The organism is Rahnella sp. PAMC25617, from assembly GCF_050606005.1.
GTDB classification, from domain to species: domain Bacteria; phylum Pseudomonadota; class Gammaproteobacteria; order Enterobacterales; family Enterobacteriaceae; genus Rahnella; species Rahnella variigena.
In genome coordinates this window covers 91,055-105,036 of the sequence record NZ_JBOCUM010000003.1, presented here as the reverse complement: position 1 = coordinate 105,036, position 13,982 = coordinate 91,055, and the positions used below count along the sequence as shown (strand labels likewise).

General features: G+C 55.5%; 12 protein-coding genes. 11 read left to right on the top strand and 1 reads right to left on the bottom strand.

Features of this window, described 5'->3' with window-relative positions; all coding sequences use genetic code 11:
- Positions 1-10: 10 nt before the first annotated feature.
- The 10 genes from nuoM to menE all read left to right on the top strand — a co-directional run bounded on the left by nuoM (position 11) and on the right by menE (position 11,419).
- A complete protein-coding gene (nuoM, locus tag ACM615_RS02590; protein ID WP_112289938.1) occupies positions 11-1,540 on the top strand; it encodes an NADH-quinone oxidoreductase subunit M in 1,530 nt (509 codons plus the stop codon).
- Between the two features lie 6 nt (positions 1,541-1,546).
- Positions 1,547-3,007 (top strand): NADH-quinone oxidoreductase subunit NuoN, encoded by a 1,461-nt coding sequence (gene nuoN / locus ACM615_RS02585; protein WP_431011394.1) that lies wholly within the window; start codon positions 1,547-1,549, stop codon positions 3,005-3,007.
- 205 nt (positions 3,008-3,212) lie between these two features.
- Positions 3,213-3,728 (top strand): DUF1097 domain-containing protein, encoded by a 516-nt coding sequence (locus ACM615_RS02580; RefSeq protein WP_112289941.1) that lies wholly within the window; start codon positions 3,213-3,215, stop codon positions 3,726-3,728.
- A 117-nt stretch (positions 3,729-3,845) separates the two neighbouring features.
- Positions 3,846-4,154 carry a DUF883 family protein gene (locus ACM615_RS02575; RefSeq protein ID WP_112289943.1) on the top strand — a complete coding sequence of 103 codons (309 nt, stop codon included), beginning with the start codon at positions 3,846-3,848 and terminating at the stop codon, positions 4,152-4,154.
- Between the two features lie 233 nt (positions 4,155-4,387).
- Positions 4,388-5,725, top strand: a complete 1,338-nt coding sequence (menF, locus tag ACM615_RS02570; RefSeq protein WP_112289944.1) for an isochorismate synthase MenF — start codon at positions 4,388-4,390, stop codon at positions 5,723-5,725.
- A gap of 23 nt (positions 5,726-5,748) precedes the next feature.
- Positions 5,749-7,422: a 2-succinyl-5-enolpyruvyl-6-hydroxy-3-cyclohexene-1-carboxylic-acid synthase gene (gene menD / locus ACM615_RS02565; protein WP_431011393.1), complete on the top strand. Its 1,674-nt coding sequence runs from the start codon at positions 5,749-5,751 to the stop codon at positions 7,420-7,422.
- Entirely contained in the window at positions 7,419-8,216 is a 798-nt protein-coding gene (gene menH, locus ACM615_RS02560; RefSeq protein ID WP_132965567.1) for a 2-succinyl-6-hydroxy-2,4-cyclohexadiene-1-carboxylate synthase, read from the top strand. Before menD ends, menH begins: the two co-directional genes overlap by 4 nt.
- The gene (gene menB, locus ACM615_RS02555) at positions 8,203-9,060 is read left to right on the top strand and encodes a 1,4-dihydroxy-2-naphthoyl-CoA synthase (protein ID WP_112289949.1); all 858 of its coding nucleotides are present in this window, start codon (positions 8,203-8,205) and stop codon (positions 9,058-9,060) included. Before menH ends, menB begins: the two co-directional genes overlap by 14 nt.
- Entirely contained in the window at positions 9,060-10,061 is a 1,002-nt protein-coding gene (gene menC, locus ACM615_RS02550; protein WP_431011392.1) for an o-succinylbenzoate synthase, read from the top strand. Before menB ends, menC begins: the two co-directional genes overlap by 1 nt.
- Positions 10,046-11,419, top strand: a complete 1,374-nt coding sequence (menE, locus tag ACM615_RS02545) for an o-succinylbenzoate--CoA ligase (RefSeq protein WP_431011391.1) — start codon at positions 10,046-10,048, stop codon at positions 11,417-11,419. The genes menC and menE overlap by 16 nt, the downstream gene beginning before the upstream one ends.
- An 84-nt stretch (positions 11,420-11,503) precedes the next feature.
- Here menE and ACM615_RS02540 read toward each other — a convergent pair whose 3' ends face one another.
- Positions 11,504-12,937, bottom strand: a complete 1,434-nt coding sequence (locus tag ACM615_RS02540) for a catalase (protein ID WP_113877056.1) — start codon at positions 12,935-12,937, stop codon at positions 11,504-11,506.
- A gap of 321 nt (positions 12,938-13,258) precedes the next feature.
- On the opposite strand from ACM615_RS02540, the gene ACM615_RS02535 reads away from it, so the two are divergent.
- Positions 13,259-13,804: a YfaZ family outer membrane protein gene (locus tag ACM615_RS02535; RefSeq protein ID WP_112289960.1), complete on the top strand. Its 546-nt coding sequence runs from the start codon at positions 13,259-13,261 to the stop codon at positions 13,802-13,804.
- Positions 13,805-13,982 lie beyond the last annotated feature (178 nt).

Below are 13,982 nucleotides of genomic sequence, written 5' to 3'. Positions count from 1 at the left end.
ACGACACGCCATGCTATTACCTTGGCTAATATTTATCCCCTTTATCGGCGGGCTGCTGTGCTGGCAGACTGAGCGCTTTGGGAGCAAAGTACCGCGCTGGATCGCGTTAATTGCGATGGGGCTGACGCTGGCTCTTTCCGTGCAATTGTGGTTGCAGGGAGGATATTCATTAACGACGCCTGCGGGTATTCCACAGTGGCAATCCGAGTTTTCGGTGCCGTGGATCCCTCGTTTTGGCATCAGCTTCCATCTGGCTCTGGACGGTTTGTCCCTGCTGATGGTGGTTCTGACCGGTCTGTTGGGTGTTCTGGCGATCCTCTGTTCGTGGCGTGAAATCCAGAAGTATCAGGGTTTCTTCCACCTGAATTTACTGTGGATCCTCGGCGGCGTGATCGGCGTGTTCCTCGCCATCGACATGTTCCTGTTCTTCTTCTTCTGGGAAATGATGCTGGTGCCGATGTACTTCCTGATTGCCTTGTGGGGACACAAAGCGTCAGACGGTAAAACGCGTATCAGCGCAGCAACCAAATTCTTCATCTATACGCAGTCCAGCGGTCTGGTGATGTTGATTGCCATCCTTGGTCTGGTGTTTGTGCATTACAACGCCACCGGAGTGTGGACATTCAACTACGCTGACCTGCTGAAAACGCCAATGTCGCACGGTGTTGAATATCTGCTGATGCTGGGCTTCTTCATCGCCTTCGCGGTGAAAATGCCGGTTGTGCCACTGCACGGCTGGTTGCCGGATGCACACAGTCAGGCACCAACCGCCGGTTCCGTCGACTTAGCCGGTATCTTGCTGAAAACCGCGGCCTACGGGATGTTGCGTTTCTGTCTGCCACTGTTCCCGGAAGCGTCTCACCAGTTCGCACCGATTGCCATGTGGCTGGGTGTGATTGGTATCTTCTACGGTGCGTGGATGGCGTTCTGCCAGACTGATATTAAACGTCTGATTGCTTACACCTCCGTTTCGCACATGGGCTTCGTGCTGATTGCTATCTACACCGGCAGCCAGCTGGCGTACCAGGGCGCAGTTATCCAGATGATTGCACACGGTTTGTCCGCAGCCGGTATGTTCATCATCTGTGGTCAGCTGTACGAACGTCTGCATACCCGTGATATGCGCCAGATGGGCGGATTGTGGGGACGAATCAAATACCTGCCAGCGTTGTCGCTGTTCTTCGCCGTCGCCACTTTAGGGATGCCGGGTACAGGTAACTTCGTCGGTGAATTCCAGATCCTGTTCGGCAGCTACCCGGTTGTACCGGTGATCACTGTCATCTCAACCTTTGGTCTGGTGTTCGCTTCGGTTTACTCACTGGTGATGATGCAGCGCGCTTACTACGGCAAAGCAAAATCTGACGAACCGCTGCCGGGCATGACCTCACGCGAACTGTCGATCATCTTGTTACTTGTTGTATTGCTGGTGGCGCTGGGCTTATACCCGCAGCCAATTCTGGATACTTCAAGTGCCGCGATGAGCAACATTCAGCACTGGTTCGGGTCTTCAGTTTCCACTATTTCAACGACAAGGCCGTAACTCGCCATGACATTTACACTTCAAAATCTGATCGCACTATTACCGCTGATGATCGTCGGATTGACGGTGGTGGTGGTGATGCTGTCCATTGCGTGGCGACGCGACCATTTTCTTAATGCCACACTGACAGTCATCGGGCTGAACGTTGCCTTACTTTCTCTTTACTACGTTGGGCAGGTCGGCCCGCAGGACGTCACACCGCTGCTGCGCGTTGACGGCTACTCGATGTTCTACATCGGGCTGGTGCTGCTGGCGAGTCTGGCCACCAGTACGTTTGCTTATCCCTGGCTGGCCGGTTATCCGGACAACCGCGAAGAGTTCTATCTGTTAGTTCTCATTGCGGCCATGGGCGGCATTCTGCTGGCATGCTCTAACCATCTGGCGTCAATGTTCCTCGGGATCGAACTGATTTCCCTGCCATTGTTCGGCCTGATTGGTTACGCCTACCGCCAGAAACGCTCGCTGGAAGCGGCGATCAAATACATGCTGCTGTCGGCTGCTGCGTCTTCCTTCCTGCTGTTTGGTATGGCGCTGCTGTACGCACAGTCCGGTGATTTGTCCTTTGCGTCACTGGGCAAAAACCTGGGCGACGGCGTGATGCTGCACCAGCCGTTGCTGATGGCCGGTCTGGGCATGATGATTGTCGGTCTGGGCTTCAAGCTGTCGCTGGTTCCGTTCCACCTGTGGACGCCAGACGTGTATCAGGGCGCACCTGCACCGGTTTCGACTTTCCTGGCAACCGCCAGCAAAATCGCAATCTTCGCGGTAGTGATGCGTTTGTTCCTGTACGCGCCGGTGGCTGACAGCGAATCGATTCGTATCGTGCTGGCGATTATCGCCTTCTGCTCGATTCTGGTCGGTAACCTGATGGCGATCAGCCAGAGCAATATCAAACGTCTGCTCGGTTACTCTTCCATCGCTCACCTGGGTTATCTGCTGGTGGCGCTGATTGCCGTACAAACGCATCAGCTGTCGATGGAAACCGTTGGCGTGTATCTGGCCGGTTACCTGTTCAGCAGCCTCGGTGCTTTCGGTGTGGTCAGCCTGATGTCCAGCCCGTACAAAGGCCCGGACGCAGAATCGCTGTTCTCCTACCGTGGTCTGTTCTGGCATAAGCCAATCCTGTCTGCGGTAATGACCGTGATGATGCTGTCACTGGCCGGTATTCCGATGACGCTGGGCTTTATCGGTAAGTTCTACGTGATTGCGACCGGTGTGACCGCGCATCTGTGGTGGCTGACCGGTGCTGTGGTTGTTGGTTCTGCGATTGGTCTTTACTACTACCTGCGCGTAACGGTGAGCTTGTATCTGAGCGCGCCTGAAACGCTGGTTCGTGATACGCCAAACAACTGGGCGTTCACGGCGGGTGGGGTAGTCGTACTGATTTCCGCGATTCTGGTGCTGCTGCTGGGTATCTTCCCGCAACCGCTGATTTCGCTGGTACAGATGGCGCAACCGCTGCTCTGATAAAGTCTGCAAACGCAGTCTGAAAATCTGACGAAGCCGCTCACATGAGCGGCTTTTTTAATCGTATTGGTTGATAAATGTGATTAATATCACATTTATATGTACGTTCAGCTAAATATTACATTCATTTTGTGATCTTCCCCATTCCATTATTCCTGCCAATGCGTACACTGCGCGCTTGTTCAAATTCGTATGGAATTACACCATGAATGTTTTAGTGATGATTGCCATTACCACCGGCATCCTCTCCGGTATCTGGGGCTGGGTGGCTATCAGCCTTGGCCTCATAAGCTGGGCGGGATTCCTCGGATGCACGGCGTATTTCGCCTGTCCGCAGGGCGGGCTGCGCGGATTGCTGATCAGCACGCTGACCTGTCTCAGCGGCGTGTTCTGGGCGGTAGTGATCATCGCGGGCAGCGCCATGCGTCCCGAATGGAGCATTCTGGGTTATATGCTGACCGGCATCGTCGCCTTCCTGATGTGCATTCAGGCGCGTCAGCAGTGGCTGGCGTTTGTTCCGGGCACCTTTATCGGTGCCTGTGCGACTTTCGCCGCACAGGGCGACTGGCGGCAGGTGGTGGTGTCATTGCTGGTCGGTCTGGTATTCGGTTACGCGATGAAAAACAGCGGATTATGGCTGGCGAAACAGCGCGAAAAGCAGCTGAATGGCGCTAAAAATGCCGCCATTTTACCGGACGTCAAAGGGTCAGAAGGTTCTTAAAACCCCGTTTTTACGACAGTTTTCTGATGATCTGTCGGGCAATTCAGGCGGAACTGCGCTAGGGTTAATGGCAGCATAAGTTTTTAGAAGACCCGAACACATCATAAGGAGATAACCATGGCTGACCAATTTGAGACACAGCAGAATTCGTTAGATGACGATTTGCGTATGCTGACTGAAACTCTGGAAGAAGTGCTGAAATCTTCCGGCGATAAAGCGGATGAGAAATACGTGCAAATTAAAGCACGTGCTGAAAACGCACTGAAAGACATTAAATCCCGTATTGACCCTTCCGCCCGTTCTTACTGCAAGAAAGCCCGTCACGTAGCGGAACAGACTGACAGCTATGTGCGTGAAAATCCGTGGCATGGTGTGGGCGTCGGTGCCGCCGTCGGCCTGGTTGTAGGCCTGTTGTTGCGTCGCTAATGTCATTACTTCAGGGGCAGCGTCCTGCTGCTCCTGCTCTTAACGCATTTGATAACTCCTTTGTCTGCTCCTATACTCCCTCTTAGCTAACAGCACTCACTTCAGCTTGATCTGTCGCATATTTTCATTTTTCGTATCGCCGCATAATTCATCCGTAATTGATCCAACCCGTTTTTTGATCCAGAAGGGTATTTCTGCCCGTCACTAAACATCCGGTATGGCCCGAGGTAGCGGTGAAACAAATATCAGCAATCATTGAGCAGCTTGATACAACACTGGCAGGCGAATGGCCTGATACAGCGGGGATCCGGCAGTTCAGTTATTCTCTGCAAAAACAGCCAGACACCGGCCTGCTGGAATGGTTGTCTGCGCAACCCTGCTACCCTAAATTCTACTGGCAACAGCGTGATGGCAATGAAGAAGCCGCCGTTTGTGGCGATGCTTACGCTTTTGGCGATACGGCACAGGCGCAGGCTTTTATCCGCGAACATCAGGATGTACCTGATCTGCACATCTGGGGGCTGAACGCCTTCAATGGCGCTGACAGCTCCGCCTTTGCTGCCAATGCACTCTTTCTCCCGCGCGTCGAACTTTGCCGTCAGGGCAGCCGCTACTGGTTGCGTTGTACGCTTTTCAGTGCGCATTCTTTACGTGTGGAAGCTCGCCGCACGCGTTTGTTCCTGCGATCTCTGGTTGCCAGTCAGGCTTTACCGCCGATCGCCTCCCGCGTCTTACAGCACCAGCATTTACCGGCGCAGCCGCAGTGGAATCAGCTGATTACCCGCGCACTGAACTGCATTGAAGCGCAGCAATTCGACAAAGTCGTGCTGGCGCGAAAAACCACGCTGACTCTCAGCCAGCCGCTGAACGCCTGCGCATTTCTGGCTGCCAGTCGTGCGGTGAACCACCACTGCTATCACTTTATGCTGGCATTCACGCCACAACAGGCTTTCCTGGGTTCCAGCCCTGAACGCCTGTTCCTGCGCAACCACGATGAGTTATATACCGAAGCGCTGGCGGGCACTGTCGCCAACGATCCTGATGATTTTAAAGCACAGGAACTGGGCGACTGGCTGCTGAACGACGGCAAAAATCAGCGAGAAAACCTGCTGGTGGTGGATGACATTTGCCAGCGTTTGCAGGGCGGGGCGCAAACCCTCGACATCATGCCTGCCGAGATTTTACGTCTGCGCAAAGTACAGCATCTGCGCCGCAGTATTCATGGCGAACTGACGGAATCCGATGACGCCGGTTGTCTGCAACGTTTACAACCGACGGCGGCCGTCGCCGGATTGCCGCGTCAGGCAGCCCGCGAATTTATCGCTGAATTTGAGCCTTTTGACCGCGAATGGTATGCCGGTTCCGCCGGGTACATCAGCGCTGAACAGACGGAGTTTACCGTCGCGCTGCGTTCTGCGGCGGTGAAAGGACATCATCTGGAACTCTACGCTGGCGCGGGAATTGTCGCGGGTTCTGACGCTGCACAGGAGTGGCAGGAAATCGAAAACAAAGCCGCAGGATTGCGTACTTTGCTGGAAGAGCACTACACGCCTGCCGTTCAGGCCGGATAATCCTTTGCCGGAGTAAGTTGACCATGTCTGTTGCCGTTTTTAACCGCCGCTGGGCGACGCTGCTCCTCGAAACACTGACCCGCCATCAGGTGCAACACGTTTGCATTGCGCCCGGTTCCCGCTCCACGCCGCTGACCCTTGCCGCCGCAGCGCATCCACACCTTATCTGCCATACCCATTTTGATGAACGCGGCCTCGGCCATCTGGCGCTTGGGCTGGCAAAAGCCAGCGGGCAGCGTGTGGCGATCATTGTCACCTCCGGCACAGCGGTAGCCAATCTTTATCCGGCGCTGATCGAAGCCGGGCTGACCGGCGAAAAGCTGGTATTGCTCACTGCCGACCGTCCGCCGGAGCTTATCGATTGTGGTGCGAATCAGGCTATCCGCCAGACCGGCATGTTTGCCAGCCATCCTGTACACACCCTGGATTTGCCGCGTCCGACGCCGGAAATCAGTGCCCGCTGGCTGGTCTCCGCGCTGGATAATGCACTGGCGCAGCAGACACACGGCGCGGTGCATATTAACTGTCCCTTCCCCGAACCGCTGTATGGTGAAGACAGCGGTGAATATCTGGACTGGCTGCAACAGCTGGGCGACTGGTGGCAGGGGCATCAGCCGTGGCTGAATTACTCGCCGGTTGAGCATACGACCGCACAGCCAGACTGGTTTTCCTGGCGGCAAAAGCGCGGCGTGATTATTGCCGGTCGCATTTCAGCGCAGGAAAGCGAGTCCGTCGCGCGCTGGGCTGAAGTGCTTGGCTGGCCGCTGATCAGCGACGTTCAGGCTTCAACGGGTAACCCGCTTCCCTGTGCCGATCTTTGGCTGGCTTCACCGCAGGCGCAGGCTGTACTGGCACGCGCTCAGCTGGTGATTCAGTTTGGCGGCGGTTTAACCGGTAAACGTTTACTGCAATGGCAGGCGGCGTGCGAACCCGAGGAATACTGGCTGATTGATACGTTGCCGGGGCGTCAGGATCCGGCGCAGCACCGTGGCCGCAGGATACAGGCGACCGTCGCTGACTGGTTGCTGACGCATCCGGCTCAGCCACAGCCTGACTGGGCGGAAGAGCTTGGATCCTGTTCGCAACGTGCCAGTCAGGCGGTGAAAACTCATCTCGATGGCACTTTTGGAGAGGCCGCCGCCGCATGGCAGCTTCCGGCATTATTGCCCGCTCACGGCCAGTTATTCCTCGGCAACAGCCTGATTGTCCGGCTGGTCGATGCCTTTGCAAAACTGCCCGCCGGTTATCCTGTTTATGCCAATCGCGGTGCAAGCGGTATTGATGGTTTGCTTTCCACCGCTGCGGGCGTGCAGCGCGCAACCTGCAAACCGACGCTGGTGCTGCTCGGCGATATCTCTGCGCTGTATGATTTGAACGCACTGGCGCTGATGCGTCAGTGCTCAGCGCCAACCGTCATCATTATCGTTAACAACAACGGCGGACAGATTTTCTCGCTGCTACCGACGCCGGAAGCTGAGCGCCAGCGATTTTACTGCATGCCGCAGAACGTCAGTTTCAGTCACGCGGCGGCGATGTTTGGTCTGGATTATGCCTGCCCGACATCAGTGCCTGCGCTGTATCAGGCTGTCAGCGAATGCTGGCAGCACGGCGGCGTGAAGCTGATCGAACTGAAAGTCAGTGAGACGGACGGAGCAGAAAGCCTGCGCACGCTGATCCGCCAGATGAGCGCATCATGACGCTGGCCTGTACTTCGCTAAATGCCGGAGCCACAGGCCGTCCGTGGCTGGTATTTCTCCATGGCCTGCTGGGCAGTGCGCAAGACTGGCAGCCGTTACAGGCGTCGCTAGAAGGCTGGCCTTGTCTTTTTATCGATTTGCCGGGACACGGGCGTTCAGCGCAATTAACCGCCGCCGGTTTTGCGGATGTCAGCCAGTTACTGACCGATACTTTGCATCAGCAGGGGATATCGTCGTACTGGCTTATTGGCTACTCGCTCGGCGGACGCATCAGTTTGTATCACGCCTGTCAGGGGGATCGCAGCGGATTGCAGGGCGTGCTGGTCGAAGGTGCGCATCCCGGGCTGACCTGTCAGGCCGAACGCGCGCAGCGTCGTCATCACGATCAGCAATGGGCGACGCGTTTTTTGCAACTGCCGTGGAAACAGGCGCTCGCCAGCTGGTATCGCCAGCCGGTGTTTTCCGGCCTGACCGATGAACAGCGACAGCAGCTGATTTTGCTGCGGGAAAACAACAATCCCCACACTGTGGCTGCGATGCTCACGGCGACATCGCTTTCTGTCCAACCCGATTTGCGCGGACAACTGCATCAGCTTTCGCTGCCCCTGATCTGGTTATGCGGCAGTCATGACACCAAATTTATTCATCTCGCGCAGAATTCCGGTTTCGAACTGCGCACTATCGCCAATGCCGGGCATAACGCCCACCGTGAAAATCCGGCGGAATTTGTCCGTCAGGCGCTGGCATATATTACTTCACCTGTCTTAAAGGACGTTGCACATGATTTATCCTGATGAAAAAGAACTTTACGCGCCGGTCGAATGGCGTGACTGCACCGGTGAGTTTGAAGATATTCGTTATCACAAATCCACCGATGGCATCGCTAAAATCACCATCAACCGCCCTCAGGTGCGTAATGCCTTCCGCCCGCTGACGGTGAAAGAAATGATCCGCGCCCTCGATGACGCCCGTAACGACGAAGGTATCGGTGTGATCGTGCTGACCGGTGAAGGCGAAAAAGCCTTCTGTGCCGGCGGTGACCAGAAAGTCCGTGGCGACTACGGCGGCTATCAGGATGCCAGCGGCGTGCATCATCTGAATGTGCTGGATTTTCAGCGCCAGATCCGCACCTGTCCGAAACCGGTTGTGGCGATGGTGGCGGGTTATTCCATCGGCGGTGGCCACGTGCTGCATATGATGTGCGACCTGACGATTGCGGCAGATAATGCCATCTTCGGCCAGACCGGCCCGAAAGTCGGATCCTTCGACGGCGGCTGGGGCGCATCCTATATGGCGCGCATCGTCGGCCAGAAAAAAGCCCGTGAAATCTGGTTCCTGTGCCGTCAGTACGACGCTAAAGCCGCGCTGGAGATGGGACTGGTCAACACCGTGGTTCCGCTGGCGGATCTGGAAAAAGAAACCGTGCGCTGGTGTCGTGAAATGCTGGAAAACAGCCCGATGGCGCTGCGTTGCCTGAAAGCGGCTCTGAACGCGGATTGCGACGGTCAGGCCGGTTTGCAGGAACTGGCGGGTAACGCCACCATGCTGTTCTACATGACTGACGAAGGTCAGGAAGGCCGCAACGCGTTTAACGAAAAACGCCAGCCGGACTTCAGCAAATTTAAGCGAAATCCATAATGCGCCGCGCCACGGTGTACCGGTATTGCCTGCCGATGGAAGCGGGCGTGGTGCTGCGCAACCAGCGTCTCAAAACGCGCGACGGGCTGCTGGTTTCATTGTGGCAGGACGATAAAACTGGCTGGGGCGAGATTGCGCCGCTGCCCGGATTTAGTCAGGAAGATTTGCCTCAAGCGCAGGAAGCCGTTCAGCATGGCCTGAGTCAGTGGACGCAGGGCGCGTCGCTGACGGCGGTTGCCTCAGCATTCAGCGCGTTGCCTTCAGTGGCTTTCGGGCTGAGCTGTGCCGATGCTGAACTGCGCGATGAATTGCCGCAGGTGCTGAGTACGCGCTGTGCGCCTTTGTGCCACGGCGATCCGAATGAGCTTTATGCACGTCTCGGCGCATTACCCGCAGATGCGCATGGCCGCAAAGTCGCCAAAGTAAAAGTCGGACTGTACGAATCTGTCGGTGACGGCCTGAATGTCAGTATGCTGCTGGAAGCCTTACCGGATTTGCATCTGCGTCTCGATGCTAACCGCAGCTGGACGCCGGTGAAAGCCGCAGGATTTGCTCGCCATGTTGCGCCGGAACTGCGGTCCCGCATCACGTTTATCGAAGAACCCTGCCTGACCCGCGAACAGTCCCGCGACTTTGCCCGTCTGACCGGTATCGCAATCGCCTGGGATGAAAGCGTGCGCGAAGCCGGTTTTACCGTGCAGGCTGAGCCCGGTGTGGCGGCTATCATCATTAAACCTACGCTCACCGGTAGTCTGATGCGTTGTCGTCAGCTGATAGCGCAGGCGCACGCCGCCGGGCTGGAAGCGGTGATCAGCTCATCCATTGAATCCAGTCTGGGACTGACACAACTGGCACGTATTGCGCAGTGGCTGACACCAGATGCGGTTCCCGGTCTGGATACGCTGGATCTGATGCAGGCGCAGCTGGTTCGCAGCTGGCCGGATTCCGCGCTTCCGCTGACCGATGTTTCTGCGCTGGAGATTGTATGGCAGAGCAAATAATGAAGGACTGGCCGTGGCGGCAGAGGTCTGCGCAAACTCCTTTTGCGGTGGCGCTCAAAGCCGGAGACGTCAGCTGGTGCTGGCGCGATTTGCAGCACCGCGTTGACTCGCTGGCCGCCGGATTCATTGCGCAGGGCGTGACGGAAGGCACCGGCGTGGTGTTGCGCAGTAAAAATAATCTTGATGCGTTGCTGAGTTATCTGGCGCTGTTACAGACCGGCGCGCGTTTATTGCCGCTTAATCCTCAACTGCCTCAGGCGTTATGCGATGAACTGCTTTCTCAGCTCAATATTGATTTTATGCTCGACCTGGCTGAAACGGCGCTGGGTTTAAATATCCCCGCGCTTTCGCTGCAAAATGCCTGGTCCGTCAGCACTGTCGCATGGCAACCGGATCGCGTGGCAACCCTGACGCTGACCTCCGGCTCCACGGGTTTACCTAAAGCCGCCGCGCATACCGCCTCCGCTCATCTCGCCAGTGCAGCCGGGGTGCTGAGGCTTATCAATTTTACACAGCACGACAGCTGGCTGCTCTCGTTGCCTCAATTCCACGTTTCCGGACAGGGCATCATCTGGCGCTGGTTGCTGGCTGGCGCGACGCTGGTGCTGTCCGACGGACAACCGTTTGAAGCGGCGCTGCAAGAATGCAGCCATGCCTCACTGGTGCCGACTCAACTGTGGCGCCTGCTCAAAGGCACGCCGTTGTCTGAAAAACTCAAAGACGTCCTGCTGGGGGGCGCGCAGATCCCGCCGGAATTAACCCTGCAAGCAGAACGCGCCGGTATCCGCTGCTGGTGCGGATATGGCATGACCGAAACGGCGTCGACGGTGACGGCGAAACGGGCAGATGGATTTGCGGGCGTCGGGCTGCCGCTCAGCGGTAAAGACGTCAAAATCGTCGATCAGGAAGTCCTGATCCGCAGCGACAGTATGGCCTGCGGTTACTGGATAAATGGCGCACTGACGCCGGTTGTCAGTTCAGATGGCTGGTTACATACGCGTGACCGGGGAGAATGGCGGGATGGTGAACTGCTGATCGCCGGGCGGCTGGATAATCTCTTTTTCAGCGGCGGGGAAGGGATACAGCCTGAAGATATCGAGAAAGTGCTGGTAAGCCATCCGCAGGTTTCTCAGGCGTTTGTGATACCGGTGGAAGATGAGCAATTTGGACAGCGGCCGGTCGCCGTGCTCGAAGCACAAGCCGGGCTGCTGTATGAGGAACTCAATCTCTGGCTGAGCAATAAACTCCCGCGCTTTCAGTTGCCGGTGGCCTATCATTCGCTGCCTGAAACTCTGGCACAGGGCGGGATTAAAATCTCGCGGGCCAGCGTCCGCCAGTGGATAGACATGCTTTCGTAAAATATGCTTTTGCAGAAAACATTCTTTTGCAAAAAACAGAAAGGGCCGCGCATTGCGGCCCTTGTCATTTATGCGGCGCTAAAATCAGTCTTTCAGAGCTTTCTCAACACCTGCACCATAAGCAGGGTCGACTTTATAGAACAGTGCGACCTGACGTGCCTGCGTGTCCGGCGACGCATGTTTCAGTTCACCGGCAATACGCGCAAACATGCGCTGATGTTCGGCTTCAGACAGCAGATTGAACAGCAGACGCGGCTGGGTGAAGTAATCGTCATCTTCACGGTGATTCCAGTGATCGGCCGCGCCTTCAATGCTCAGTGGCGGTTCGCTGAAATCAGGTTGTTCCTGGAACAGACCGGCGTTGTTTGGCTCGTAGGTCACCCCGTTGCCGCTGTTACCGTCCACACGCATTGCGCCGTCACGGTGATAATTATGGAACGGGCATTTTGGCGCGTTCACCGGGATCTGATGATGGTTCACGCCCAGACGGTAGCGGTGCGCGTCGCCGTAGGAGAACAGACGTCCCTGTAACATGCGATCTGGTGAGAAACCAATACCAGGGACCACATTCGCGGGGCTCATGGCGACCTGTTCCACTTCGGCAAAGTAGTTTTCCGGATTGCGGTTCAGTTCGAATTCACCGACTTCGATCAGCGGATAGTCGCTGTGCAGCCAGACTTTAGTCAGGTCAAACGGGTTGTACGGCAGTTTTGAGGCATCCGCTTCCGGCATGATTTGCACGAACAGCTTCCAGCGTGGGAAATCGCCACGTTCAATCGCTTCGTACAGGTCACGCTGGGAGCTTTCGCGGTCGGTACCCACCAGTTTTTCTGCTTCATCGTCCATCAGGTTTTCAATACCCTGCTGGCAGCGGAAGTGGAATTTCACCCAGAAACGTTCATTTTCTGCATTAATAAAGCTGAATGTATGGCTGCCAAAACCATGAATATGACGGTAAGAGGTGGGCAGACCGCGGTCACTGACGTCGATGGTCAGCTGATGCAGGGCTTCCGGAAGATGCGAGAAGAAGTCCCATTTATACGCCGGATTACGCAAGTTAGTGCGCGGGTCACGTTTAACGACGTGGTTCAGGTCAGGGAATTTCAGCGGGTCACGCAGATAAAACACCGGCGTATTATTGCCGACTAAATCCCAGTTACCTTCTTCGGTGTAAAACTTCATTGAGAAACCGCGGATATCACGCTCTGCATCTGCCGCACCGCGTTCACCAGCCACCGTCGAGAAACGGATAAACATGTCAGTTTGCTTGCCAATTTCGGAGAAGATTTTCGCGCGGGTGTAAGCGGTAATATCGTGGGTGACGGTAAATGTACCGTGAGCGCCGGAACCTTTCGCGTGCATACGGCGCTCAGGGATCACTTCGCGGTCGAAGTGCGCTAATTTCTCAAGAAACCAGACATCCTGCAGAAGTAACGGGCCACGGCGACCCGCCGTTATTACGTTATTATTATCGACGACGGGCGCGCCAGCGGCAGTAGTTAAACCTTTCTTGGTCATAACAAATTCCTTCCAGTGAAAACGGGGTGTGTAGGTAAAAGAAGCGTTGTAGATCGTTAACATTCCGTGTTTGCGGGTTGCTCTCCTAAGCCAAATTAACTCTACCCATTACAAATAAACCATATGTTGATCAGGGGCAAATAGGTGGGAGTTATCATTTCGATGGGAAAACTTCGTTTCATCAATGAGAACGATGTTTCTTACAATTTTCTATGCTCCGCTGAATGTTTAAAAGTCCCAAAAAGTTGTTACAACAGAGTGAATTGCTTTAGACTTCGGGCGGAAGATTTAATGTCGTTTAGCTATTATTTGGGAAAAATAATGAAAAAGATCCTTGTCGCTGGCGCCGCTGCCAGCCTGATGTTTGCCGCGGCTTCTGCGAACGCCATCAGTGTTAACGGTGAAGTCGGCGAACATTACACGCACCTGGGCGTGGGCTTTGGTACCACTTCTCCGGGACTGGCTCTGAGCGGTGATTACACTCACAACGATGACGACGGTGATGTGGCTGGCGTTGGTTTAGGTTACAACATTCCTTTAGGGCCTTTCATGGCAACCGTTGGCGGTAAAGGTCTGTATACCAATCCGAAAGACGGCGACGAAGGTTACGCGGCTGCGGTCGGCGGTGGTCTGCAATTGCCAATCGCAAAAATGTTCACCCTGTACGGTGACTATTACTATTCCCCGGATTCACTCTCCAGCGGCATCGCAAACTATGAAGAAGCGAACGCAGGCATCCGTCTGACCGCCATTCCACTGGTGACCGTGAGCGTGGGTTACCGCTACATGGCGATGGACGGCAAAGACGGCAACCGCGATAACGTGGTGGCAGATGGCGCGTATTTAGGTGGCGCGATCAACTTCTAAATACCCGTCATCTTTCAAGTTGCAGATGCGTTAGCTGTACTTGCTCACCCCGGTCACTGACCTGTGTCAGCTCCCGGGGATTCGCGCGCTTGCCGCCTTCCTGCACCATGAAATCTTTTGGGTATTACTCTGTTTAAAGCCTGCTTAGCAGGCTTTTTTATTGTCTGTAATATCACTT